Raw genomic sequence first — 25,572 nt, forward strand, 5'->3', positions numbered from 1 at the left:
AAACTGTAGAAATTATAGAGTAGGTACTGGAACTGGCGAGGCTTCTTTTTTAAAGGAAACACTGAAGGTGCTGCCTTCACCCAGTGTGCTTTCTACTTTGATTTTCCCTCCCGCATTGTCCACTATCCTCTTTACCATGTAAAGCCCAACGCCAGTGCCTTCTACATGGTCATGGAAACGCCTGAACATAGAGAACAACTTTTCCTGCTGTGCTGTGCTTAATCCTAAACCGTTATCTTGTACCGTGAGCACCAGGTTTTCTTCTTCGGTGTGGCAACGGATCGCTATCCTGGGTATCCGGTCAGGGTGGCGATATTTAATGGCATTGGAAAGCAGATTGTACACAATGCTCCGCAGGTTTTTCTCAGAGAAAGAAATGGACAAAGCTGTTTCTACGTCTACTTCTATTTGGGCACCAGACTTTACAATGGTTTTGTGCAGGTCCAGCTTTACCTCTTCTACCATTTGAGCCAAATCTACTAGTATTTTCTGCTGGCTGTTTTCTTTCTGTAGCTTTGTTATTTCAGTAAGGCTGGAAATAGTCTTCTTGAAGCGCTCAATAGAGCCCTGCATCATTTTGGCAAGGCTGTCAACCTCTTTTTGCTGAAGGGTTTCCTGCGGAAGTTCCCTCAACAGTTCGTCTAAGAGCATCTCAATATTAGTAATGGGGGCTTTCAAATCATGCGAAGCGGCATAGATAAAATTATCCAGGTCTATGTTAGTATGGGTAAGGCGTTTGTTTGCAATGCCCAGGTCTTTGTTTACTCTTCTTAGTTCCTCGTTTGCCTTTGCTGCCTCTAAAGCCATGGCTTTAGCTTCTTGGGCGCTTCTTTCCGCTTTTTTGCGTGATTCTACCTGGTCGGTTACATCCATGACCATGGCATAGAATCCTTCTACTTTGCCGTTCTGCACATCTGGTACAAAGCTGGTTTTGGTGTGCCGGGTAAAGCCATCGCGGTAGGGCATAGTAGCTTCATAATCTACTTTTTCTCCTGCCAGTGTCCTTGTCATGTACCCTTTTACAGTATCATAAGCTTTTTCGCCCAACACATCTTTAGCTCTTTTGCCAATCAAGTCTGTAGTTTTCATCGGGAACCATGTTTCATAGGCTTTGTTCGTAAACTGGTACCTTTCTTCTTTGTCTAAATAAGAAATAAGTACCGGCAAAGAATCAGTGATAAGCCGCAGCTGCCTGGCGCTGTCTTCTACGGCTTTACGTGCTTGCACCTGGTCGGTCACTTCATAGGCAAACACCATTACACCATCTATCTCTCCCTGGCTGTTATACCGGGCTTGATAGGTGAAGTTCCAATATATTTCTTCCAGTGAGCCTCCCTGGTGGCGAGCCAGCATTACCGGCAGTTCGCTGGCTACGTAGGTTTCTCCAGTGCGGTACACGTTTTGCAAAAGATCGGGAATGGGAGTGCCCTCAAGTTCAGGTAAGGCCACCATTAGCGGCTTATTGAGCAACTCTCTGCCCGGGAAGATCTTTTGGTACACCGGGTTAATGAGTTGGTAGGTAAGTTCTGGGCCGTCTAGTATGCAAATAGCGGTGGGCGCCTGCATGAACATGTCCTTCAGCCGGTTCCATTGCATTTCAGCGGAAGCCTTAGCCGATTCCAATTCTTTGGTGCGTACTGCTACCCTTTCCTCCAGACTGCGGTTGAGTGCTTGCAGAGTTTCAGCACTTTTCTCAACCTGCTGGCGGTTGTTTACAAACTCCGTTACATCCAAGGCAAAGATCAAGATACCGTTTACCTGGCCATTGGCATCATAAAGAGCCTGGTAGATAAAGTTCCAGTAGATGTCTTCAACGGGTTGGTCTTGGTAACGTGCCACCGGAATCAGAATCTCTTTTCCTTCAAACGTTTCTCCGGTAGTGTACACATTTTGCATGATATCATACACCACCTGCTCCCTTAGTTCAGGGAGCGCCTCAAATAATGGGAGCCCCTTTAGTTTACGACCGGGGAACAGCTGCTGGTATGAACTGTTCAGAACTTTGAATACAAGCTCAGGGCCTTCCAGCATGGCCATGGCAGCTGGTGCCTGTTCAAATAGCCGCTCTAACCGGTAGCGCTGCAATTCAGCTTCGGTTAAGGCTGCTTTTTCCCGTTCAATGCTTTTGTTTAATTGTTGTTTGGCTTTCTCGCTTTCGGTTACATTTTTAGTTTCATGTATGATATGGCTTAAATTCCCCTGGGCGTCGTGCACTGGTGTATTAATGGTTTCCCAGTAGCGCTCCAAAAACTGGCCCGGGTGGGCAGGGTCGGGGATGTCATATTGAAAGATATCTATCTGATGGGGCTGGCCAGTGGAAAGCACCTGATCAAAAGAAGCTTTCAACTTCCAAGAGGGAGACTTTTCCTGCAACTCTGGGTTATCTGGAAATACATCGAAAACGTGCCTGCCAATGATTTCTTTGCGTACCGTTAGTGTTTCACGTAAGTAGGCATCTGTGGCTGCCAGAATAGTTAGTTTTGATGACAAAACCAGAACCAAGCCAGATTGTGATTCAAATATCTTGTGGTACGGCAACGTGTCATTCAAAGTAGAATGATCAAGGGCAGCGTCAGGATTAGTAACCATAAATGAAAGAGTAGCGAAAGAGGGCTCCTGTATACGTGAAACTTCTAATTAAGATGCCTGCTTTGGCTGTTGCCTGAATAACGTCATAATATATAGTGATCAGTATATTGTAAGGAATAAGGTGTATATAAACAACTGTCTTTTAAAGCTGTTTTTGTGAAAACAGGCCAAAAACAGCTTCTGTGTTTTCTATTGTGAGTAGCAGCAATGATTTCATGAACAGATAAGAGGCTTTAGGGGCTAGCCTGTATGAAAAAGAGCCTTATATTTGCCGTATAAGCCTGTGGTTACAGACCACCTTTGGCCTGAACCGTTTGTAAAGGAGCTGTTCTGGCGCTCACCTTAAACCAAATGAACCAAATGACAAAAGCGAACAAAATCATTTATACCATCACTGACGAGGCCCCGGCCTTGGCTACCCAATCGTTCCTGCCCATTGTAAAGGCTTTCACCAAGGCGGCTGGCATTGAGGTAGAAACCAGAGACATCTCGTTGGCAGGCCGTATTTTGGCGACCTTCCCAGAGAACCTCACCGAAGCGCAAAAGCAAGCCGATGACCTGGCGGAGCTAGGCGAGTTAGCCAAAACCCCAGAAGCCAATATCATAAAATTACCTAACATCTCGGCTTCTATTCCGCAGCTGACCGCGGCTATTAAAGAGTTGCAGGGACAGGGGTATGACATCCCTGATTATCCGGCTTCGCCGCAGAATGAAGCTGAGCAGGAAATCAAAGCCCGTTACGGTAAAGTATTGGGTAGCGCCGTGAACCCGGTGTTGCGCGAAGGTAACTCTGACCGTCGCGTGGCTGATGCCGTGAAGCAGTACGCCAAGAAGAACCCGCACTCTATGGGTGCCTGGTCTTCAGACTCTAAATCACACGTGGCGCACATGGATGGCGGCGATTTTTACGGTTCTGAGCAGTCTGTAGTGGTTGACGAAGCCACCAGTGTAAAAATTGAGTTTGTAGGAGCCGATGGTTCTACCAAAACTTTGAAAGAAAACATTGCGCTGAAAGCAGGGGAGGTGATTGATTCTTCGGTAATGAGCAAGAAAGCCCTGCGTGCGTTCTTTGAGAAAGAGATTGCCGAGGCCAAAGCGTCTGGAATTCTGTTGTCGTTGCACCTGAAAGCCACCATGATGAAGGTGTCTGACCCTATCATGTTCGGTCATGCCGTAACCGTATTCTTCAAAGACGTGTTTGAGAAGCATGCCGAGGCGCTGAAAGAAGCCGGTGTTGACCCGAACAACGGTCTGGGCGACGTGTACAACAAAATCCAGAAGCTGTCTGCTGACAAGCGCGAAGCCATTGAGGCTGATTTGAAAGCTGCGTTGCAAGATGGTCCGGCTCTGGCCATGGTTGATTCAGACAAAGGCATTACCAACCTGCACTTCCCGAACGACGTGATCATTGACGCGTCTATGCCAGCCGCTATCAGAACCTCCGGTAAGATGTGGGGCGCTGATGGCAAGCCGCACGATACCAAGTTTATGATTCCGGATCGCTCTTATGCCGGTATTTATAAAGAAGTGATTAACTTCTGCAAAGAGAACGGTGCGTTTGATCCTAAAACCATGGGTACCGTGCCAAACATAGGTCTGATGGCCCAAAAAGCCGAAGAATATGGTTCGCATGACAAAACTTTCCAGATGACAGAGGCGGGTACTGTGCGCGTGGTTGACGCTAACGGCAACGCCTTAATGGAGCAGAAAGTAGAGGAAGGCGATATCTTCAGAATGTGCCAGACCAAAGACCTGCCTATTCAGGACTGGGTGAAGCTGGCCGTAACCCGCGCCCGCATTACCGGTGCTCCGGCAATTTTCTGGTTAGACCCGCAGCGCGCGCATGATGCCAACCTAATCAAGAAAGTAGAAAAGTACCTGCAAGACCACGACACCAACGGCCTGGAAGTAAAAATCATGTCTCCGGTAGAAGCCATGCGGTACTCTTGCGAGCGTGCCAAAGCCGGTAAAGACACTATCTCGGTAACTGGTAACGTACTGCGTGACTACTTAACTGACTTGTTCCCGATTCTGGAACTGGGTACCAGCGCCAAAATGCTTTCTATTGTTCCGTTGCTAAACGGTGGCGGACTGTTTGAAACCGGTGCCGGCGGATCTGCGCCTAAACACGTGCAGCAGTTTTCCGAAGAGAACTACCTACGTTGGGATTCTTTGGGCGAGTTCTTAGCTTTGGCGGTTTCTCTGGAAGATTTGGCCTACAAAACTAAAAACGAGAAAGCTGAAGCTTTAGCAGAAGCCTTGAACAAAGCCAACGCCGAGTTTCTGGATAAAGACAAGTCTCCGGCCCGTAAAGTAGGTGGCATAGACAACCGTGGAAGCCACTTCTACCTGGCGCTGTACTGGGCTCAGGCCTTAGCTGAGCAAACGAAAAACCAGGAACTGAAAGACCGTTTCTCTGACCTGGCTAAAGCCTTAACCGAGAACGAAGAAAAGATTGTACAGGAGCAAATTGCCGCCCAAGGCAAACCCGTAGATATGGGCGGTTACTTCCACCCAGACTTCGGGAAAGTGGCTGAAGCCATGCGGCCAAGTGCTACTTTGAATTCTTACATTGATCAGTTCTAAGAGGAACTGAGAATTGAAACAAAAAGGCCGCTTGAGAATTATCTCGAGCGGCCTTTTTGTTTTGGATATTAAATATAAGGACAGTAATTTGTTGGCATTTATTAGCGTGCTTTTTCAACTATCAAGAACAAAAGTGATGATGTGAAATCCTTTTTAATTCGTGAATGGTCATAATTCTCAAAATATTGAGACACCAAATCTTTTTGTCAGCAGACTATCAAGTTGTTTGAGGTCTGACATTAAATCTAAATGGTTTTGCGATGGTACTAATTCAGACTTATTCTTCTGTAACAGCTTTTTCAATTCCATCATTTTAAAGTAAAACGATTGGGAACGTAGTTCAACCCGTAGTAGCGCTAACTTGTTTTCAATGGCGCTCTTTTGTTGTTTCAACACGTTGACTATTTCAATAGCCGAATCAAAGTCCAACTCCTTTTGCTCGACGGATTTTAAGAGTCCGCACTCAAAATTGGCGCATTGTTTCGGCCTCTTAGAATAAATGGTGCAACCATCACAGTAGTTGTTACAGGGTTGAAGGAAAAAACCTTCACCATTTGTATTTTCAACATCCATTAATTCTCTCATTGCAGGCAACTCTTCCCGACCGAGCTGTACAAAACCAATCAAGGTGCCGTCACAACAGGACCCACAAGACAAACAGATATTTGTAGATTCACTCATGTTTTCTAAAAGTAGACCAAAAACAGAGAAGGAGCAACCAATGGCTGCTCCTTCTCTGTTTTTACGAAAGCTTTCTGGCTACTAATTCACTGCCAGCTGAGATGCCTTCTTTTTGTGTGCCATGAGCAGAAGCAAACAAAACAGAACCCCAGTAAATGCCAGGGCCGCACCAACGTACTCAGGTGATGCATACCCGAAACCAGCGGCAATGGGCAAGCCGCCTAAAAAGGCCCCTAACGCGTTGCCCATGTTAGAGGTGGCCTGTAAAAGCGAGGAAGCCAGCATTTCTGCCCCTTTGGCCTGCTGTACAATCAGCATTTGCATGGGTGCTATCACGCCAAACCCAATGGCGCCTGTTAAAAAGGTCATTATTAGCGCGGTGGGTTTGTACTGTGCCAGCACCACCGTAAGCAAAAGTGCGGCCACCATGCACAAAAGCAAAGTGGTAGTGGTAAGTAAGGGTGAAAAACGGTCTGCCAAACGGCCTCCTATAATATTGCCCACTACCATTCCCAAACCGGCCACCACCATAATAATGGTCATGCTGTTGGGGCTAAAGCCAGCCACCTCCGTCATTAAAGGGGAAATGTAGCTGATCCAGGCAAACATGCCGCCCGTGCCAATGGCAGAAATACCAATGATAAACCACAATTCCTTGTGCTTGAAAATATTCAGACTTTTCAGGAAACTAGTTTCTGATTCTGATTTCACGTGGGGCATCCAAAATTTCACGGCCAGAGCGGCTGCCACAGCTACTAAAGCAATGAGCGCAAATGAATAGCGCCAGGTATAATGGTGGCCAATGAATGTCCCTAAAGGCACCCCCAATATATTGGCTAGCGTTAAGCCGGCAAACATAACAGAGACGGCCCTGGCCTCTCTGCCTGATTGGGCCAATTTGCTGGCTACCACGGCACCAATGCCAAAAAAAGCTCCGTGCGGTAGCCCCGCCAGAAAACGGGTGGCCATGAGTAGCGGGTAACTGCTCACCAAGCCAAACAGCCCGTTGAAAACCGCTACCATTAGCATTAATCCGATTAACACCTTCTTGGGAGGAAGGTTAGCCGTCAGGCCAACCATAAGCGGGGCCCCAATAACCACCCCCAAGGCATAGATAGAGATCAAATGCCCCGCCTCGGGAATGGATATGCCCAATGCATGAGACATATCAGCCAGAATTCCCATCATCAGGAACTCTGTCATGCCAATACTGAAACCACCCAGTAAAAGGGAGATCAAGCTTAATTTTATAAAAGAGGTATTATTTGTACTTTTCATGTAAGCGTTGAAATAAGGACCTGTTGCGTAAGTAGGTCCGTTTGTGTCTATCCTTTAGAGAGGAATAGGAGAAGAAATAGATAGAATGATATGTTTGTGCTGGTGCAAAGGTAGATAATATGGTTTTAATAAGAGTTAATCAACTGGTATGGTTCACTATACCACCAGCTGCAGTGACCCGTACAGCATAAATAAATTGTAATGAATTGGTGAGGCGAGAAAAGTAGGTGAAAGAAAGTTGTTTGAACAATATAGGAGAGAAAGCGGGTTTAACGTTTTGGTTAGTTTTCCAAAAAGCAGCTGTAAAACAGAAATGGGCAGCCAATCAGCTGCCCATCTCAAAAAATAGTAAATGGTATTTAGCCACCAAAAGGCAAACAGCTCCTGTAACAGAAGTTAGTTTGATGTGTAGTTTTATGAAAATTGCTGTCTATGGCCGTTGTGGTGAAACAAAAAGTCATCGGCTGGGCCTAGTAAATACCCTTAATAATGGTGTGAGAACTATTTAGGCAGGTTGAATAAGGGTTTAGTGTATATACAACAGCAACTCTGTCGTAGTCCCCGGAAAGGTAATAGGGCTTTGGTAGCGGAACCCTAGCTTTTCTAAAAGCTTTATGGACCTTTGGTTCTCCGGCAAAGTAATAGCAGAAAGAGTCGGTATGGCCAAATCAGACTTTGCATACACCATGGTGGCCTTGGCTGCTTCAAAGGCGAAGCCTTGACCCGTGTATTCTTGCAGAAAGGCAAACCCCAAGTCTGGATGTTCTAAGGTATCTCTACGGACAATTCCACACATGCCAATAGAACGGGAGTTGTCTTTCAGCTGTACCAACCAAAGGCCGTAGCCGTTTTGTCCGTAACTTTTTATTGGCCCGTTGGCAAGGTAACTCTCTGCCTGTTCCTCTGTTTTAATATTTCTGTCACCAATAAACTGCAGCCAGCCAGGGCTGTTCAATAAATTTATGATGAAACCAGTGTCTTGGAGAGTAAATTCCCTCAGTATCAATCTGTCAGTCTCTATGATGCAGGGCATTGATTTGGTTGTGAAGGAGGTGGTTGGAATAGGAAATTAGAAGCTAAATACTGCAGATAAACTACAGAACTCTGGCTAGGACTTTTTGCACCTGAACAGAACCTTAGAGTTATAGTTATTGGCTTTCTGCGGCGTTTTGGACCTGATTTCGGTAAAGTAGGCCCAAAACACCACTACATGAATGCTGTGCTTAGAAAGGGCTTTTTTCTAGTGTTGCTCCTGCAGGCAATTTGAAGAGGGAGTCTGCCAATTTCATGGGCTTAACCTCTGTAGCCACAGATTCAATCACAAAAAGCTCACTATCCACCACCATTTTTAAAGGCACAGCATTGGCCTTTTCTAAGAAGGCGTACCAATTGCCATAATTATGGTTCAAAAACAGCTTGGCATCTACTGGTAATTTTTGGCTGAAATAATATTTTTCTACATAGCCAGAGGCAAGGGTGAGGGTTAGCTCATCGCAGGAGTAGCCAGAAATGGTAGTAGCTCCTTTCTTTATCTCAGCCTTTACCACTTCTTCCTGCGCCTTTGTAGCATCTGTGTAATACACTGAAGAAGTATTGGACATTTTGCTGTATACCACCGTGTCTTGACTAGGGTACAATTGCCATTGAACCAATGATCCGTTCAGCAAAGATTTATAATTCCCGCCCTTCATAAAGTACTCCTGAGTATTGCCCATCATTTCAGAGAGTTGCTCACTAGTCAGGTTGGGAGTTTTGCTTTTATACGTTACCTGATAAGTAATCTTACCCTCAAAGCTTTGGGCAAATGCGGTAAAAGTCAACAGCATGACTAGAATAGCTGCCGATAAGGTTCTTTTCATAATAAAGGGTATTGAGAATTAAAATATAGTTTTCTAAAGATATATTGAAATAAAAGAAGGAACAACTGCAGGCTGTTCCTTTTAATTTACATTTTACTTCGGCAACTTATCTATACACCATCTTTGATGTAGCCTTTTTTTTAGGCGTGCATTTGAGAACTTCTTGATGCTGACGTTTTCTTACCGGTAATAGTAGAAATTGCCTGTTCTTCTGCGCAGTCTGCTAATGAAGTACTTTAGGCTTCTAAAGATAATTCCAGGAAGTTAACTGAGTGGGGTAGCAGTTCTACTGAAGTAACTGCGCCCTTCAAAGCTTTGCTCACGCTCCTGACAGTATTGGGGTTTTGCACGGTGTTAATAGCCGTCATGTCTTTGGTATAGAGGGTGTGTAGGGTGCCGCTTTTGGCAAGCTTTTGTCCGGCTACGTCTAGTTTCACCCGTACCGGTTTATTTTTTTCCAGGTTCAGGAGAGACAGCACCAGTTTCTTACCATCTGGGCTTACTGTAGCAGACACGTCTAGTCTGGGTGCCGTTACCGTGGGCGGCTCAATTCTATACCCGGGCGACTGGGAGAGGGTAGTGGTAAACGTGTTGCATTTAACATCTGCTTTCACCGCCACCTGCTCCATAACAGTAGAGAAAAGCCTGTACACATCAAACGTGGCCGACTTTAAAACCCCATTATCCAGCACCATAATAGGGGCGTGGGCATTGAGCAGGAACACGTAATTGGTCATGGTTACGCGGGAGGCGTTGCGAAGGCAGGCGTTGAAGATCCCGGCAACAAAAAGGGCGTCTACTATGTTGCGGGGGCTGTTGCGTAGCAGTTTGTCTTTGTTTAGGTGGCGGTCATTCCACTCTTCCAGACAGATCTGGATGGGTTCTTTGCGGTTACTGGTTTTCTCATAGGCTTCCAGCGTCCCTTCTATTTCTTTTATCTCCTTTTCAAAGAAAAAGGGGGTAGCTACCAACTGGTCAAAATCGTCTTTCCCTTCCAGGAAGTTTCGGTGGCCGTAGAGGTGAATAGTCATCCAGTCCATGTACTCGCCGCTGTGTTTCAGCACCGTCTCGTTCCACTCAGGCTCGGTAAAGCCCACGCCCACATATTTAATGGAAGGGTCTACGTTCCGCATAAAAAGCCCGTATTGTTGGGCCATGCGACCATATTGTTCGGCGGTATAATGGCCCACCTGCCACGGCCCGAAGTGCTCGTTGCCCAGGCCCCAAATTTTCACCGGTGGCATGTCTTTTTTATTTTTGCAATAGGCCACCCACTCGCAGGCTTCTTCAATGGTGCCGTTGCCCATGTTAGCGGTTATGAACGGCTCGCAGTCCAGCTTTTTGCACAGGGCCATGTATTCATCGGTGCCGAACTGGTTGCTTTCCATCTCAGACCACACCACGCTGAACTTCTCGGGCCTTTTCTCTCTGGGCCCAATGCCGTCTTTCCAGTGGTAATAACTCACAAAGTTGCCCCCGGGCCACCGCAAGGTGTGGGCGCCGCCCATGTCTTTGATAGCCTGTATCACATCTAACCGCAAGCCCAGGTCATCTGACAAAGGAGATTTAGGGTCAAAGATGCCTTTGTACACCACATTCTCCACGTGTTCCAGAAAATGGCCGTACACTTTTTTGTCCACCCGACCAATTTCCCGCTTAGGGTGCACCAAAACAGAAGCTTCGGCATATTCTTCTGGCCGGAAAATAAAAGAGGGGCCTACCACAGACGTAACCGCCAACCCTGCTGACAGCTTTACAAATTCACGACGTTCCATTTTTGTTTCCTAGTCATAACAAGAAACCTCCCTAGTTCTTTCAATCGAAGTGTTCTTGTACTTTACAGATAGATTATTTTCTAAAGTACTAATTATTCTGACGAGGTCTACTGGTTTTGTCTATTTTTTATTTTGTAAGGTAGATAAATCTTTTTTAGAAGGTAATAGCGATAGTTAAATAGTTTGCTCGAGCACTATAAAAATGGTCAGCTAATAATTTGGTGGCGCCTGCAAGTGGATGGCTATAGTTTATCAAACATAATAAGTGCGGTTATTTGTTATTGAATATGGAAAAGGTATTGCATTAATTTAAGTTCTAGTCAATGAAGTGGCAAGATCAATGCTGTGGTAGAAAACATTCGTTTAACCGTCTCAAGCATTTACTCAATTATTTATTATTTCACAGATTCTGTTTTTGGCTTCTTTTTAACAAAACAGCTTAAAAACAAAAAAGGAGCAACGTTACAGCTGCTCCTTTCCCTAAACTCTGATTACTAATCACAAACAACTATATCAATACCCAAACAGCTCCTTCAACGTCAGCTTTTTTACAGTGCCGTAATTGGCTAATTCTTTGAAGTTGAGCCTATCTTTTGAGCCTATCACCAGAATTGCCTGATTCTGCTCTTTTATATGCTGTTTATGGAAAGCTTGAATCTGCTCAAAGGTAAGGGCGCCTAAACTTTCATAGATATCACGGCGGATGTCGTGGTCAATGCCCAGTTTGCGGGCGCTCTCATAGCTCATTAGTATACCTGACTTGTTAATGCGTTCCGTAGCAATGCTGTTGCGGACTGATGCTTTGGCATTTTCAAAGTTGGCTTGGGCAGTTGGTAAATCATTCAGAAGACCTTGCATGCCGGCCATTGCCTCGGGTAGTTTGTCGGCTTGTGTGCCAATATAGGAAACCACATAATTTGCACGGCCTTGCTTATTGGCAATGCTGTAGCGCGAACTGGCGGAGTAAGCCAGCGCCCTTGATTCGCGTAGCTCCTGGAAAACGATAGCGCCCATACCGCCGTCAAAATACTCATTGTACAAGCGGGCAACCGGCACCAGCTTGGGGTCATAATTGACAGATTTAGACAGGAAAATCAGCTCCGCCTGTACCATGTCATAGTCGGTCCAGTACACCATTGGCTTCTTGATGGAGAGCTCATTAAACGCTTTTTGATCAGGCACTGGTTTTAACAAGGCTGGTACTTGATGACCCGTGTTCAGGGTAGTGGTAATAGCCTGTAGCGGTCTTGGCCCATAGTACAGCACATGGTGCTGGTAAGATGGTATGTCTTTGATGATAGTCAGCAGTTCCTGTGGCTTTACTTTCTTGAGCTCCTTCGCCGATAGAATATTCGTGAAAGGGTTCTTAGGTCCGTACTTGGCGTAATTGACCATGGCCACCCCATGAATAATGTTCTTGTCTTGCTTCGCATTTTCGCGGTCTTTTAAAATGCCGTCTACTAAATCTTCCAGCGCCTTTTTGTCTGCTTTAGGGTTTTGCAGCAGGCTTTCAAACAGCTGTAAGCCTTGTTCTAGGTTGGTATCAAGTCCGCTGAGGTACACATATACTTGCTCCTGACCTGAACTCACGCCAAAGTTGCAGCCAATCTTAAAAAACTCTTTTTGCAGTTCTTCAGCGGTGTACTTGTCGGTGCCCAGGTACTGTAGGTAGTCAACGGCCAAGCCAATTTTTGGGTCATGGTTCGTGCCCATTTCCACCACGTAGTACAGGTTGAACAGGCCATTCTCTTGGTTGCGGGTGTAGTAAACTGGAATGCCAGATTTCAGTCTGCCTTCCTGCAGGTCTTTCTTGTAATCAACAAACTGCGGTTCCAGATCGGTAGACGGTACGCTAGCCACTAATTTGTAGTAGTCAGATTGGGCATCGCGGTTGGCGGGTACCGGCGTGATAGTCGGTTTTTCTACTTTCTGGGCAGTGGGGTCTTGACCAGTACGTTTGTATACAATTGCGTAATTGTTGCCGTAGTAGCGGTTCGCCACTTCCACCACATCTTGCTTAGTGATTTGCTCAAATGCTTCTTCGCGTTTCAGGTACTCGGCCCAATCCATTTGGGCAATAAAAGCGTCTACAAATGCGGTGGCGCGGGCGGCGTTGCTTTCGTAGCTCTGCATTTTGGCAATCTTATTCTTATTGACGATAGCCGGAATCAACCAATCTTCAAACTTGCCCTTCTTCACCAACTCAATTTGCTGCAACAGTAGGTTTTTTACCTGGTCCAGGGTCTGACCTTCGCGCGGACTGCCACTCAGGAAGTGTGCGCTGTAGTCGTTGTAGATTTCGGCGAAGGAACCGGCTCCCAGCGCCGCCTGCTTCTGGTTAATGTTCAGGTCAATTAATCCAGCCTGGCCGTTGCTCAGAATTTCATTGATCATGCGCAGTACCAACGCGTCTTTTGATTTTACCCCCGGAAAGCGGTATGCCATCAACAGCATTTCAGCCTCTGGCCCGTACACTTCCCGCACCACCGGAGAGGTGATAGGTTTCTCCTGCGGGGCATTGTACTCCGGCTCCGGGCCTTTCTCCCAACGTCCGAAGTGCTCATCAATCAATCGAATGGTCTCGTCAAATTCCAAGTCGCCGCTCATGGCAATGGCCATGTTGTTGGGCACGTAGTACTTCTCAAAGTACTTCTTAATTTCTGTGATAGACGGGTTTTTAAGATGCTCCACGGTGCCAATAGTGGTTTGGGTACCGTACTGGTGCGTAGGCCACAGCGCCGCGAAAGCCGCCTCAAAGGCCTTGTTGTTGTCAGAGTCCAGTGACCGGTTCTTCTCTTCATACACGGCCTCCAGCTCAGTATGGAACAAGCGCGGAATCATGACGCCCAAGCGCTCGGCCTCTAACATAGCCCACTTCTCTAGTTGGTTGCTGGGGATATCGCCGTAGTAGATGGTTTGCTCAACCCAGGTGCTGGCGTTGGAGCCCTTCATGCCCATGGCTGCCACTAGTTTGTCATACTCATTCGGTACGGCATAAGTGGCCGCCACGCCCGAAATAGAATCTATCTGGTGATAGGTTTTCTTGCGCAGTTCTGGGTCTTTTTGGGTGCGGTACAGCTCATACAGCGCCTCAATCTTGGCTAATTCCTGCTGCTCTTTCTCCCAGTTGGTGGTGCCCAAACGGGTAGAGCCTTTAAAAGCCATGTGCTCCAGGTAATGTGCCAAACCAGTGGCATCGGCGGGGTCATTCTTGCTGCCGGCGCGAACCGCAATGTAGGTCTGAATTCTAGGAGCTGTTTTATACTGGGAAAGATATACCTTCAGGCCGTTATCTAGAGTGTAAATGCGGGTTTTGAGCGGATCGTTAGGTACGGTGGTGTAGGTGAATTCTTTTTTGGCAGTAGGTGCGGTAGCCGTTGTCTCAGTGGGTGCCGCGGTTTGGGATGGCGTGCTGGTTTTGCACTGGGCAAACAGCACCGAGCCTATCAGGGAAAGTAGAAGGATTCTTTTCTTCACTGCTTTGTTGGGTTGTGGGTTCTATTCAAATATAGCGAATGATTGTATTTGATGTTGATTTTCTAACTGTTGTGTGAAAGGTGGTGGTGTTAGAAGTAATAAGCGTTTTCGGCCTGTTTTTCAATAATCTGCTTTAAAACGTATCAATGCTTTCAACCTATTTTTGTAGGAACTCCCCCTTTGAAGGGGGCGAAGGGGGATGTTTACACTTTCAAACTGTCGTATTCCTGATCCCTCTCTTTTGCGGTCATCCCTCTTTCGCGGTCGTCCTGAGCGCTAGCCGAAGGATCTAACGAAGACTTTTGCACCCACCGCCACCTTATCACCCGCCGTTGTTGCGTGTTCTCACCAACAACCTAAAAAGCTTTTGCACCCACAATCGCTTCTGCCTCATCTCAAGCTGCATCTCTCCTTGCTAGGGTTTGTCACTTTTCTCCTTGATGAGAAAAGTAACCAAAAGAATCAAGAAGCCCCAGACTCGCTGCCGCTCAGACAAAAGGGGCTTCATTAAATTTACCACCTGGCCAGCGTGCACTGTTTCATAGCACCGGCGGCTACTGCTGAGTTGAACCTGTGCCTCGTGCTCCCGCTAAGCGCCTACGTGCCCTTGGCACTGCGTTGCCCGCTCCCGCAGGAAACGCTAAGGAGGGTTTGGTCTTAGGTTACTTCTTTTTGACTCAAGACTCGCGACTCAGAACTCAGGACTCAGAATTTATAAGAGGCCCGCTCAATAATCTCGAAGTGTCTTCAAGACCTGCAGGTGTCTGCGGCAGTAGCGTTTTACTAAGAGAATGGATCCAATGGGCGAGTTTTATCTACTGCTGAAATTCCTAGTCGCTCAGCTAGCAGCTTTAGGGTAGATAGGGCATCTTCAGAGTTGTCGGTTCTTAGCTCGTAATCGGCGTGTTCTGAATCTGAGAAAAGGCTGATGGTGTACCAGGTTACCAGTGGGGCGGGCTTATGGTCGTGTTGATGTGCATGATCATGGCCATGGTCATGGTTATGGGCGGAACCGAGGTTGGAGGTGAGTACCACGCGCTCAAAGGCAGGCAAAGGAGCCCATTCGCCTGTTTTTATTCCGAACATACTCAGGTACTCGCGCACGCGGCGGCGCTTGAAGTCAATCTGGAAACCATGGTAGGTACTTTGGAAGAGAATGCCCAGCAAGAACAATACCGCTCCAACCGAGATCATTTGAACTTTGTCTGCCCCAGACCACAAAGGGGAGGCCCCCAGAATGATGCCTGCCGGTAAAAGCACGTAGCCTAAGAAACGGAGGCTGCCAAAAAAAGCATCGGTTTTGCGGTTGAAGAGGTGGCTCATGATGGGGTGGTATAAATGAAAAAACCTGTACGGGAAGATAGGGCGTACAGGTTTTGAGGGGCTTCGGTTTAAAAGTCAGTGTCCAGGCCTAACCTAGTTTTCAAGTCTTTCAACACAGGGTACATCTCCGACAGGTAATTGTATTTATCTTGGGTGGTGTACAGCTTACGGCCATTTTCCTGCTGTACCACGTCAATATGCACTTGCAGACGGTTATGGCCTAAGCCTTGCCGCAGATACATCAGAAACTCTGGTTTGAAGCTATTGAACTCAGCCACCTGTACGTCGTTTTCCACGTGTAGGTGAACTTCTGCTTTTTCAGCGTCAAAGGTCCATTCGCGGTTCAGGATTGTGTATTCCAATGTGCGATCAGTGTTCCTTACCTGATTTACGTAGGCTTGCCACAGCTGCCGCAACCGCTGCTCGTTGATAGTGGGCAAGGAGCCCGGTACGTAATTTTCAGTTTCCTCTTCCAGTACTTCCACCGCCGGTGCTGCCTTGGCCGCCACTTGCTCTTCAATGTTTTTCAGGCTAGGCAGTTTTGAAAGCTTCCGACCAGACAGGGGAGAGGCTGCTGCCCTTGAAGGAGCAGCCGGAGCTGTTGCCGCCGCTGGTGCCGGGGCTTGTTTCGCCACGGAAGGAACCGGAGATGGTGCCTCAGCAGGATAGGTGTCAAATACCGGCTCTTGGCCCGCATCCATGTCGGCGGGGGCAGTGTTGTGGTGCGTTTCTGCGCCGTTTTTCTGAAAGCTACCTGAAACTGGCTGCCCCGAAGAGGCAGGTTCTGGTGCAGAAACAGGAGCCGATGATGTGCCCAGGGCAGGAGTCGAACCAGCTGATGCCTGATGGGCTACGCCGGAACTTCCATTAATTTTTTTTTTGACGTCTCCGTTTAAAGAGACGTCTGAGGCCAGTTGCAGAGCGTGGGGCAGATGCGCCAGCTTCATGAGCAGAAGTTCTACATGGAGCCGCTGGTTTTTCGCTGACTTAAAGTTCTGGTCACAGGTGCCTACCAGGTTCAGACCAGACAAAAGAAAACTAAGGCTTGCCTCCTGCGACTGCTTCGCGTACTGCGCCTTGATATTCTCAGATACCTGTAGCAGTTGCACCGTAACAGTGTCTTTGCACACCAGTAGGCTACGGAAGTGTTCGCCAATGCCCAGTATGAAGTTATGGGAGTCAAATCCGTTTTTCAGGATTTCATCATATAAAAGCAACGCGCCGCTCAGGTTCTGGGTGAGCAGAAAATCAGTGAGGCGGAAGTAATAGTCATAGTCCAGGATGTGCAGGTTCTGCACCGTGGCTTTGTAGGTGAGGTGGTTTCCGGAGAAGGTCACCATCTGATCAAAGATCGACAAAGCATCACGCAAGGCGCCGTCGGCTTTCTGGGCAATCAGGTGCAGGGCATCGGCATCGGCTTTAATTTCCTCTTTGGTAGCAATGCGGTCCAGGTGCTGCACCATGTCTTCAATGCGGATACGGTTGAAGTCGAAAATCTGGCAGCGCGATAGAATGGTAGGGATGATCTTGTGGCGCTCCGTAGTAGCCAGAATGAAAATGGCATAGGCCGGCGGCTCCTCCAGAGTCTTTAGAAAGGCATTGAAGGCCGAGTTGGAGAGCATGTGCACCTCATCTATGATGTAGATTTTGTACTTGCCCGTCTGCGGCGCATAACGCACCTGCTCCACCAGATTCCGGATGTCTTCCACTGAGTTGTTAGACGCCGCATCTAGCTCGTGCACGTTGAATGAGCTGTTGTTGTTGAAGCTCTTGCAGCTGTCGCACACGTTGCAGGCCTCTACCTCAGGGGTAATGTTCTGGCAGTTGATGGTCTTGGCCAGAATACGGGCGCAGGTTGTTTTACCTACCCCTCTAGGGCCGCAGAACAAGAAGGCCTGCGCCAAATGGTTGCTGCTGATTGCGTTTTTTAAGGTAGTGGTAATATGGTGCTGCCCCACCACACTGTCAAAGGTGGTCGGGCGGTATTTACGGGCCGATACAACAAAATTCTCCATCGCTCTACAAAGTTAATCTATTCTGATTCGAATGTGCAACGGAAAAAAGGAGCTGCCTGAAGGTTCTTTGATTTGTGCAATGACGGTGGAGTTTTGGGCCTGTTTTTCCAAAAACAGGCCCAAAACAGGAAAACGTAATTAGTTGCCGATGGTATAATGCACCCCAAGCAGCAAGCTAGTGGAGTTGTTTTTGTGAAGATAGTCGCTCGGATGAATGTTGTTTAACCCATAATTATGCCGCACTTCTGCGCTAACATCCAGTTTAGGAGCTAACGCTTTGCTATAGCCTACGCCTCCGGAGAGGCCAAAATCGTGTTTATGCTTGTTAGAAGCTCCATCTGAATTGCCGGCGTCTGAAGTAGCCGTTTCGTTCAGAAGCAAGCCACCATACGAACCCGCGTTTAGAAAAAATCCTGTTTCGGGAATATCTACACCTAACAGTACCGGAAGCGTGAGGTAATGGAAATGGAAGTGGTAAATCGGAGATGAAACTACGGCTGGGTCATTGATCACCAGGCCGTTTGGCTCAAATGAGTACCCTTTGTTTTCATAGAGCAAATCAGACTTCAGAAACAGCAGACCGAAGTTGTAGCGCAGTGAAATACCGGCTGCTCCTCTAAAATCACTTTTTATGTCATTCCCCTTTCTATCATCCCGAATGAAAACATGGCTTGGGCCTGCTACCACTCCAATTTGAAACGTGTTCGGCTCTGATTGGGCTGAGCAGAAAGTGCCTGCAGAATAGAAAAATAAAAGTGTCAGGATTAAATTTTTCACGTAATAATAGGGAGCCATTTTTAAAAGTAGTAAAAATAGGGTTTAAGACCTGCTTACCTAAACGGCCATTTTACCAGACTCACCTGCCCCATGGCGTCTTTCTCATACACCGCCAGCGCATGCTGCTGAAATTTGGGTTCAAAATTCTGCTCTCCCGGATACACCTCTTCCGGCACCGGTTTTCCTTTCAGGAAAAAGTACACCTTGGTGTTGCCATACTTGGTGTGGGGCATGTAATCACCGTAAGCCTGCATCTGGTCCCAGAGCGTGTCTGCCACAGTAACGGCGTATATGCGCTTGATAGGGCCAGTGTTGTTTTCGTTGCGGTACATGGCCACTTCCTCAAAGTCTCCTGTTAGATCTTGCACGCCAGGTTGGGTGAGTGAGTCAGAGATAAACCAGATAACCAGTCCGGCAAAAGCTGCCGCCAGCACATATTTTATTTTTTTTCCAGACATAATCAAGTCGTCAATTGTTAGCAGCCCCAAACTTACACAAGTAGCGGTAAAGCGCAGTAGTAAAGATTGGGGCATTTTACGCTTGTTTTCCTGAAAATAGGGCAGAAACAATATTTTGCCTGCACTTCTTTTACAACCTTACTGCTGCAGATAACATTTTTCTAAGGATTCAGTAAATGCTATACCTACAGTCTCTTCATTTTAGGTGACCCTGCGGTATCTTTTAAAAGGGAGAGGGTAGGGGCTATTCTTTTGATTGGCTTTTCTCTTAAATTTTCGAACAAGAATTACTATGGAACTGGACGATATGGCCCCTGAGGTGGCCCAGGAATTTTATCCGCAGGCACTGAGAATGCTGCATGACAGCGGATTGCCCTTTATGATGGGCGGCGGCTTTGCGCTACGCCAATACACCGGCATGCAACGTGCCATGAAAGATATGGATGTATTCTGCACCGCCGGAGACTGCCCGCGTCTGCTCAAATTGTTTGCCGATGAAGGGTTTGAGACTGAATTAGTAGATGCCCGCTGGCTGGCTAAAGCCTATAAAGAAGGCAAGTATGTAGACTTTATCTTCAACAACCCCGGCAGTTTTACCCCTGTAAACGAAAAATGGTACCGTCATGCCACCGAGGGCGTAGAGTTTGGAGTGCCGGTTAAATATATTTCCGCCGAGGATCTGTTTAAGTGCAAAATCTATGTGCAGAACCGTGAACGCTATGACGGCTCAGATCTGAACCACCTGATTTTACGCTACGGCGACAAGATGAACTGGCGACGGGTATTTGAGACCTTGCAGCACCACTGGCACCTGCTGCTAGCCCAGTTCCTGCTGTTCCAGTTTGTATACCCTTCTGAACGCAACATTATTCCCAGAGACATTTTTGATGAACTCTTACTACGTGCCAAAGAACAGTTCGACATGCCACCTCCTACTGAGAAAGTGTGCCGCGGCTTGCTGTTTGACCAAACCCAATATGCCCCAGCCGTGACCGAGTGGGGGTTCAAAGCTATAACCAGCGTGACTATTTAGTTATTAGTTGGTCGTTATTAGTTGCTCGTTTTTGTAAAGAAAACGGCGTCTAAATAATCAACAATCAATAATTAACACTATAAAATGGAACAACAACAGCCCTATGCCAACCCGCAGCCTTTGTCGTCTTTACAGCCGGTTGCGCAACAGCAACAGCAGCTTTCTGATCAGCCGGTAAAACCACAGGAGCCAGCAAAACCCTTCAGAATTGCCGCTGTGGGTGACATTCACGTACGCGAAACGGACAAAGGCAAGTGGGTTGAGTTTTTCAAGGCCGCCTCACAGCAGGCAGATGTTTTATTGCTTTGCGGAGACCTCACTGACCATGGTTACGCAGTAGAAGCCGAAGTGCTCTGCGAGGAGATGAAAGCATGTACCATTCCGGTGATTTGTGTGTTGGGCAACCATGACCATGATAAAAACGAGCATCAAGCCATCAGAAAAGCGTTAGTCAGTGACAACGTGCATTTTCTGGATGGCGATTCTCTGGTGATTGGCAACGTGGGTTTTGCCGGAGTAAAAGGTTATGGCGGAGGATTCGACCAGCACATGCTCTCTATGTTTGGCGAGGCCGAAAACAAAGCCTTTGTACAAACCGCCGTAGACGAGGCTCTCAAGTTAGAAAGCGCCCTTTCTCGTTTAGACACCGAGCACCCGGAGGTAAAAAAAATCGCCATAATGCACTATGCTCCCGTGAAAGCCACCGTAGAGGGAGAGCCTGAGGCTATATATCCGTTCTTGGGCTGTTCAAGGTTGGCGGAGCCGTTGAACAGACAAAATGTACTGGCCTGTTTTCATGGTCATGCGCATGTGGGAACACTGGAAGGTGCTACCTCTAAAGGAGTTAAAGTTTTCAATGTAGCCAAACCCATTCTGCAGAAGGCAGGCCTAGCCTTGCCGTTTTTTATTTTTGAGGTGTAATGTTTCAAAAGAGAGGGGCAGTTTGGTGTTGTATTGCGGTAGTTGCGCTAGCGTAGAATTCTGCTTGAGCCAGTTATAGATTCTCTGCTGATAAACCTGTGTTGGCTAATAATGCAACCTAAGAGGTTGAAATAGAAGGAGCGTTTTTGGCTTGTTTTTCCGAAAACAGGTGCAAAACACCTTCTCCGTTAGCTTAGATGCAGGCTACCGCTTGTTAGCTTTTTTATTTGAAAGCCCTACCTTTGTTCTATTGCCTTTTTGAATCTAAACCTACCAAAGAAATATGGCCAACGCATTTTTTAATGTTCCCCTTCCGGTGAACGAGCCCGTGAAGAGCTACGCTCCGGGTAGCAAAGAGAGAGAAGAACTGAAGAAAACATACCATGAACTGCGCGAGCAGCAGTTGGATATACCCATGTACATTGGCAGCGAGGAGGTGCGCACCAATAACAAACAACCTTTTACTCCGCCACATGATCACCAGCGTGTAATTGCCCATTACCACTACGGCGATGCCTCCCACGTGGAACAAGCCATTGATGCGGCCTTGGCAGCAAGAGAACAATGGGCAGCAATGCCATGGGAGAGTCGTGCCGCCATTTTCCTGAAAGCCGCCGATTTATTAGCTGGCCCTTTCAGAGCCAGAATGAATGCTGCCACCATGCTGGGCCAGTCTAAAAACGCTTTTCAAGCTGAGATTGACGCTGCCTGTGAGATGATAGATTTTTTCCGGTTCAATGTGAAGTACATGACCGAGATCTACAAAATGCAGCCTGAGTCATTGCCCGGAATGTGGAACCGCCTGGAGCACCGCCCTCTGGAAGGGTTTGTGTTTGCGCTTACTCCTTTCAACTTTACATCTATTGCTGCTAACCTGCCTGCCGCCCCAGCTTTAATGGGTAACGTGGTTGTTTGGAAGCCAGCCAACACCCAGATCTATTCTGCCAAGGTGATCATGGAGCTGTTCAAAGCCGCTGGTTTACCTGATGGTGTCATCAATCTGGTGTATGTAGACGGCCCTACTGCCGGAGACGTGGTTTTCAAAAACCGCCATTTTGCGGGCATTCATTTTACCGGCAGCACTGGCGTGTTCAACCACATCTGGAAAACCATTGGCGAGCACCTGAACACCTACCGGAACTACCCACGCATTGTCGGCGAAACCGGTGGTAAAGACTTTATTGTCGCGCATAAATCAGCAAATGCCAAAGAAGTGGCCGTAGCCATTAGCCGTGGTGCCTTTGAGTACCAGGGACAGAAGTGCTCTGCCGCCTCAAGAGCCTACATTCCAAGCAACATCTGGGAAGAGGTGAAAGGTTACGTGGTGGAAGATTTGAAATCGTTCAAAATGGGTGACCCAGAGGATTTCAGCAACTTCGTGAACGCTGTCATTGACGAGAAATCATTTGATAAATTAGCCCGCTACATTGATGCCGCCAAGAAGGATGACTCAGTAGAGATTATTGCCGGCGGCAACTATGACAAGAGTAAGGGTTATTTCATTGAGCCTACCATTATTGTGGCGCAGGACCCGCAGTATGTGACCATGTGCGAAGAGCTTTTCGGACCGGTGCTAACGCTGCATGTGTATGACGCCGATAAATTTGAGGAGACACTGGAAATGGTAGATGAAACTTCGCCATACGGACTTACCGGAGCTATTTTCTCTAATGACCGTTACGCCATTGAGGTAGCCACTAAAAAGCTTTCTCACGCAGCCGGTAACTTCTATATCAATGACAAGCCTACCGGAGCTGTGGTAGGGCAGCAGCCGTTTGGCGGCTCCCGTGCATCAGGTACCAATGACAAAGCCGGGTCTATGCTGAACCTGCTCCGTTGGACTACCGCCCGTACCATTAAAGAAACCTTCGTGCCGCCGGTAGATTACCGCTACCCGTTCTTGCAGCAAGACTAGGCCGGTACAGAAACAGCGTTTTAGCACTGCTTTTCATAAAACAGCCCCAAAACGGATTCCGTTTTGGGGCTGTTCTGGTTTTAGGCATATTTTTGAAAAAGAAGCCTAAAACGAGTTATTGCAGCTTAGTTAACTACTACGCGGCGTACTACCTTACCGTAGTCAGGAGTTTCGAAATGGAAGAAGTAAATACCTGGGGCTAAACCAGTGGTAGAAATAGATTCACCTGCTTTTTTAGCAGCAGGGCGAATTACTTTTCCATCTAGAGCGTGCACCGCTACGGTTCTGTATTCAAAATTAGCTTTAAGCTCGTTGCCGTTGGTGGGGTTAGGGTATACAATTACGATGTAATCCATTTCTTCCTCAGTCAGGCCCAGCGGTGCCTCACAAATGTTGCCTACCTCTGTTCTAATGAGTCGGTTAGGATTTGTGGGGCTGGTGAATAGGTAGTTATAGAGGGCATTGCCAGGGCAAGCGGTGGCACAAGGACCTTCACGGTGGCCTATAATGGTTGGAATACGATTTTGTGGTTTTGTGGCAGTGGGAGTGTTTGGGTGCAAATCTGTGCCGTTAATGTCTATGTTATCCTTTTTCGCCTTCCACTTAATCAACTTGTAGAGAGATTCTAAAGCCTTGGCGCTGGGTAACACGTTTGTGAAATCGCCCATGATGCAAATGCCCATGCTATTTGAGTTCATAGCGCACAAATGAGCGCCCATGATATAATCTGAGGTAAAAGATGTGCCAGGCTTTACTTCTCTACCTTGAAAGATAGAGCCTTCTGGGCCAATGAGGTAATTATAGCCAATGTCTCCCCAGCCGTTTGTGTTACGGTGCAGCAGGTAGTACTGCCGTATAGTGGTCACTGCCTGCTCATAGGTGCTAATGTTGGCTGATGCGCCGTGGTGTACGGCTATATTTTCTGTTTTAGTATAAGTGGTTCCCCAAGTAGGCTCTGCCAAACCTGCTCGCCAAACCGAGGTAGGAATCACGTCAAAGGTACAATCACCATCGCCGGTACGCAGGGCCGCCGTTTTCCGTTCTGGTATTTTTATGTTGCCTGTGCTGAAAAAATCAAATGAAATCTGGCCCTTAATGCTGCCGCTGTAAAAGCTTACGGTTTCTTGTTTAGAGGGCAACGAAGCCAGCGCCACAATTATGTCAGAGTGTTCGTCGGCTTTCAGCTTCACGGTGTCTTTGCCTACTAGCAGGTAGCTGTTGTCAAACACGCAAGATTCGCATTTTATACCCACAGCATCTGCTGAGAAAGCTTCCAGTTGGTAAGACTGATTAGGGGAGACGTTCAGCTCAGTTTCTCCGGCAAGACCGTTTTGTGCCAGAGCAGGCACTGAGAAGGTAATCAGTGACAGAGAGAGGAGCGAGTAAAGTTTTTTCATGTTGGTTAGGTGGTGATATAAGTTGAAGTGAAAATAACTATAGTAAAAAAACAAGGAGCCCGACATGGTAAAAGCGGGCTCCTTGTATTGATTTGTTATGAATAAGGTTCTGTTAGTTGATGACAACCCTTCTTACTACTCTGCCATAATCTGGCGTATCAAAATGTAAAAAGTAAATGCCTTTGGCCAAGTCTGAGGTAGAAATACTTTCACCGGACTTTTTAGTGGCAGGCCGAATTACTTTTCCATCTAGAGCGTGCACCGCTACGGTTCTGTATTCAAAGTTAGCTTTAAGCTCGCTGCCATTGGTGGGGTTAGGGTATACTACCACAATCTGGTTCATTTCTTCATTAGTAAAACCAAGCGGGACCTCGCAAACATTCCCCACCTCATTGCGAATAGGGCGGTCAGGGTGATTGGCTGGGCTAATAAAATGGTTTTTGTAGAAGAGCTCTCCAGGGCAAGTGGTAGAGCAAGGTCCCTCGCGGTGACCAATCAATCTTGGAATATTATTTTGTGTTCTATTTGGGTCAGCAGGGTGTAAAACTCTGGAATCAAGATCGATGTTGCTTTTTTCGGCTTTCCATTTGATCAGCTTGTACAAAGATTCTAAAGCTTTGGCTGTGGGCATCTGATTGGAATAATCTCCAATCATGCAAATACCCATAGTGTTAGTATTCATTGCACAAAGGTGAGCTCCAATTATTTCATCAGAGTCTCTGGTTTGCCAACTTAATTTCTCTCTTCCCAAAAAGATGGTACCGTCTGGGCCAATCAGGTAGTTGTAGCCAATATCAGACCAACCGTTACCTCCATTAGCTTTTGGGGTAGTGTGGTAAGTATAATAACTCCTTAAAACGCGCAAAGATTCCTCGTAAGTGGGGGCGGTATTAGCTGAGGCGCCATGGTGCACCGCAATTACATTGGTAGTGGAAAAGCCTGGTGTATAGCTTGGCTGATTTAAGCCGGCTCTCCAAACAGATGGCGGTACTACTTCAAAAGAACAGTTACCGTCTCCGGTGCGCAAGGTCACCCCTTTCTTGGCAATGGGTTTAGTAGGCGTGCCATTCATAAAATTAAGGCTTAAGTCGCCTTTAATCGTGCCGCTATAAAAAGTAACTGTTTTCTGCTTGGAGGGCAGAAACACCAGCGCCGCCATGTCAGCGTGAGCATCTTGCGTTACTTTTACTGTGTCTTGCCCCACTACAAAATAGGCTTGTTCCATTACACAAGACTCGCATTTTAAGCCAACAGCTTCTGCCGAGTTAGCCTCAACTTGATAAGAGTTTGCAGGTTGAACTGCTATAGTGGTGGATTTTACCACCCCTTGCTGGGAATAGGCCGCTCCGGTAAAACCGAAAAAAGCTAGCAATGTTAAAAGTGATGGTATATGTTTAGTCATGTTGGTTTGATATAAAGGTGCTAAGGTTGTGTGGGTTATGATAGCGGCTGAGCCTTGATCATAAAAATGTAAGGGAGAAGCTACAA

At 47.1% G+C, this 25,572-nt stretch carries 18 protein-coding genes; 5 read left to right on the forward strand and 13 right to left on the reverse strand.

Annotated features, from left to right (window positions below; genetic code table 11):
- Positions 1-12: 12 nt before the first annotated feature.
- Positions 13-2,589 (reverse strand): PAS domain-containing protein, encoded by a 2,577-nt coding sequence (locus A8O23_RS00835; RefSeq protein WP_082882824.1) that lies wholly within the window; start codon positions 2,587-2,589, stop codon positions 13-15.
- A gap of 360 nt (positions 2,590-2,949) precedes the next feature.
- On the opposite strand from A8O23_RS00835, the gene A8O23_RS00840 reads away from it, so the two are divergent.
- Positions 2,950-5,175 carry an NADP-dependent isocitrate dehydrogenase gene (locus A8O23_RS00840; protein WP_066615856.1) on the forward strand — a complete coding sequence of 742 codons (2,226 nt, stop codon included), beginning with the start codon at positions 2,950-2,952 and terminating at the stop codon, positions 5,173-5,175.
- Positions 5,176-5,352: 177 nt separating this feature from the next.
- On the opposite strand, the gene A8O23_RS00845 is transcribed toward A8O23_RS00840, so the two are convergent.
- Complete coding sequence (locus A8O23_RS00845) at positions 5,353-5,856, reverse strand: YkgJ family cysteine cluster protein (RefSeq protein WP_153042026.1); 504 nt, start codon at positions 5,854-5,856, stop codon at positions 5,353-5,355.
- Positions 5,857-5,937: 81 nt separating this feature from the next.
- Positions 5,938-7,134, reverse strand: coding sequence for an MFS transporter (locus A8O23_RS00850; protein WP_239693294.1), 1,197 nt, complete (start codon positions 7,132-7,134; stop codon positions 5,938-5,940).
- A 242-nt stretch (positions 7,135-7,376) separates the two neighbouring features.
- Between A8O23_RS00850 and A8O23_RS21365 the strand changes: the two genes are divergently transcribed.
- Complete coding sequence (locus A8O23_RS21365; protein WP_153042027.1) at positions 7,377-7,643, forward strand: hypothetical protein; 267 nt, start codon at positions 7,377-7,379, stop codon at positions 7,641-7,643.
- A 17-nt stretch (positions 7,644-7,660) separates the two neighbouring features.
- Here A8O23_RS21365 and A8O23_RS00860 read toward each other — a convergent pair whose 3' ends face one another.
- The 8 genes from A8O23_RS00860 to A8O23_RS00895 form a co-directional block, all read right to left on the reverse strand.
- A complete protein-coding gene (locus tag A8O23_RS00860) occupies positions 7,661-8,167 on the reverse strand; it encodes a GNAT family N-acetyltransferase (protein WP_066615389.1) in 507 nt (168 codons plus the stop codon).
- A 190-nt stretch (positions 8,168-8,357) separates the two neighbouring features.
- Positions 8,358-8,993, reverse strand: a complete 636-nt coding sequence (locus A8O23_RS00865) for a DUF4412 domain-containing protein (protein WP_239693295.1) — start codon at positions 8,991-8,993, stop codon at positions 8,358-8,360.
- Between the two features lie 236 nt (positions 8,994-9,229).
- Positions 9,230-10,768: an alpha-L-arabinofuranosidase C-terminal domain-containing protein gene (locus tag A8O23_RS00870; protein WP_066615395.1), complete on the reverse strand. Its 1,539-nt coding sequence runs from the start codon at positions 10,766-10,768 to the stop codon at positions 9,230-9,232.
- Between the two features lie 513 nt (positions 10,769-11,281).
- On the reverse strand, positions 11,282-14,245 hold the full coding sequence (locus tag A8O23_RS00875; protein WP_066615396.1) for a M16 family metallopeptidase: 2,964 nt from the start codon (positions 14,243-14,245) through the stop codon (positions 11,282-11,284).
- Between the two features lie 783 nt (positions 14,246-15,028).
- Positions 15,029-15,568 carry a hypothetical protein gene (locus A8O23_RS00880; protein ID WP_066615398.1) on the reverse strand — a complete coding sequence of 180 codons (540 nt, stop codon included), beginning with the start codon at positions 15,566-15,568 and terminating at the stop codon, positions 15,029-15,031.
- A 68-nt stretch (positions 15,569-15,636) separates the two neighbouring features.
- Positions 15,637-17,583, reverse strand: coding sequence for a DNA polymerase III subunit gamma/tau (locus A8O23_RS00885; RefSeq protein ID WP_066615399.1), 1,947 nt, complete (start codon positions 17,581-17,583; stop codon positions 15,637-15,639).
- A 138-nt stretch (positions 17,584-17,721) separates the two neighbouring features.
- Entirely contained in the window at positions 17,722-18,378 is a 657-nt protein-coding gene (locus A8O23_RS00890; RefSeq protein WP_066615401.1) for a porin family protein, read from the reverse strand.
- A gap of 35 nt (positions 18,379-18,413) precedes the next feature.
- Entirely contained in the window at positions 18,414-18,893 is a 480-nt protein-coding gene (locus A8O23_RS00895; RefSeq protein ID WP_317039501.1) for a hypothetical protein, read from the reverse strand.
- Between the two features lie 217 nt (positions 18,894-19,110).
- Between A8O23_RS00895 and A8O23_RS00900 the strand changes: the two genes are divergently transcribed.
- From A8O23_RS00900 to pruA, 3 genes are all read left to right on the forward strand, one after another.
- Positions 19,111-19,851, forward strand: coding sequence for a nucleotidyltransferase (locus tag A8O23_RS00900; RefSeq protein WP_066615402.1), 741 nt, complete (start codon positions 19,111-19,113; stop codon positions 19,849-19,851).
- Between the two features lie 84 nt (positions 19,852-19,935).
- Entirely contained in the window at positions 19,936-20,772 is an 837-nt protein-coding gene (locus A8O23_RS00905) for a metallophosphoesterase family protein (protein WP_082882825.1), read from the forward strand.
- A 283-nt stretch (positions 20,773-21,055) separates the two neighbouring features.
- Positions 21,056-22,687: an L-glutamate gamma-semialdehyde dehydrogenase gene (pruA, locus tag A8O23_RS00910; RefSeq protein ID WP_066615403.1), complete on the forward strand. Its 1,632-nt coding sequence runs from the start codon at positions 21,056-21,058 to the stop codon at positions 22,685-22,687.
- A gap of 125 nt (positions 22,688-22,812) precedes the next feature.
- On the opposite strand, the gene A8O23_RS00915 is transcribed toward pruA, so the two are convergent.
- Both A8O23_RS00915 and A8O23_RS00920 read right to left on the reverse strand, forming a co-directional pair.
- On the reverse strand, positions 22,813-24,084 hold the full coding sequence (locus A8O23_RS00915) for an N-acetylmuramoyl-L-alanine amidase (RefSeq protein WP_161486672.1): 1,272 nt from the start codon (positions 24,082-24,084) through the stop codon (positions 22,813-22,815).
- A gap of 112 nt (positions 24,085-24,196) precedes the next feature.
- Entirely contained in the window at positions 24,197-25,486 is a 1,290-nt protein-coding gene (locus A8O23_RS00920) for an N-acetylmuramoyl-L-alanine amidase (protein WP_082882826.1), read from the reverse strand.
- Positions 25,487-25,572 lie beyond the last annotated feature (86 nt).

Source organism: Rufibacter roseus, assembly GCF_001647285.1.
GTDB classification, from domain to species: domain Bacteria; phylum Bacteroidota; class Bacteroidia; order Cytophagales; family Hymenobacteraceae; genus Nibribacter; species Nibribacter roseus.

Bases quoted from the DNA above. Each gene is read 5' to 3' on its own strand.
- A8O23_RS00835 (WP_082882824.1), bottom strand. From the start codon at position 2,589: ATGGTTACTAATCCTGACGCTGCCCTTGATCATTCTACTTTGAATGAC.
- A8O23_RS00840 (WP_066615856.1), top strand. From the start codon at position 2,950: ATGACAAAAGCGAACAAAATCATTTATACCATCACTGACGAGGCCCCG.
- A8O23_RS00845 (WP_153042026.1), bottom strand. From the start codon at position 5,856: ATGAGTGAATCTACAAATATCTGTTTGTCTTGTGGGTCCTGTTGTGAC.
- A8O23_RS00850 (WP_239693294.1), bottom strand. From the start codon at position 7,134: ATGAAAAGTACAAATAATACCTCTTTTATAAAATTAAGCTTGATCTCC.
- A8O23_RS00860 (WP_066615389.1), bottom strand. From the start codon at position 8,167: ATGCCCTGCATCATAGAGACTGACAGATTGATACTGAGGGAATTTACT.
- A8O23_RS00865 (WP_239693295.1), bottom strand. From the start codon at position 8,993: ATGAAAAGAACCTTATCGGCAGCTATTCTAGTCATGCTGTTGACTTTT.
- A8O23_RS00870 (WP_066615395.1), bottom strand. From the start codon at position 10,768: ATGGAACGTCGTGAATTTGTAAAGCTGTCAGCAGGGTTGGCGGTTACG.
- A8O23_RS00880 (WP_066615398.1), bottom strand. From the start codon at position 15,568: ATGAGCCACCTCTTCAACCGCAAAACCGATGCTTTTTTTGGCAGCCTC.
- A8O23_RS00885 (WP_066615399.1), bottom strand. From the start codon at position 17,583: ATGGAGAATTTTGTTGTATCGGCCCGTAAATACCGCCCGACCACCTTT.
- A8O23_RS00890 (WP_066615401.1), bottom strand. From the start codon at position 18,378: ATGGCTCCCTATTATTACGTGAAAAATTTAATCCTGACACTTTTATTT.
- A8O23_RS00895 (WP_317039501.1), bottom strand. From the start codon at position 18,893: ATGCCCCAATCTTTACTACTGCGCTTTACCGCTACTTGTGTAAGTTTG.
- A8O23_RS00900 (WP_066615402.1), top strand. From the start codon at position 19,111: ATGGAACTGGACGATATGGCCCCTGAGGTGGCCCAGGAATTTTATCCG.
- A8O23_RS00905 (WP_082882825.1), top strand. From the start codon at position 19,936: ATGGAACAACAACAGCCCTATGCCAACCCGCAGCCTTTGTCGTCTTTA.
- pruA (WP_066615403.1), top strand. From the start codon at position 21,056: ATGGCCAACGCATTTTTTAATGTTCCCCTTCCGGTGAACGAGCCCGTG.
- A8O23_RS00915 (WP_161486672.1), bottom strand. From the start codon at position 24,084: ATGAAAAAACTTTACTCGCTCCTCTCTCTGTCACTGATTACCTTCTCA.
- A8O23_RS00920 (WP_082882826.1), bottom strand. From the start codon at position 25,486: ATGACTAAACATATACCATCACTTTTAACATTGCTAGCTTTTTTCGGT.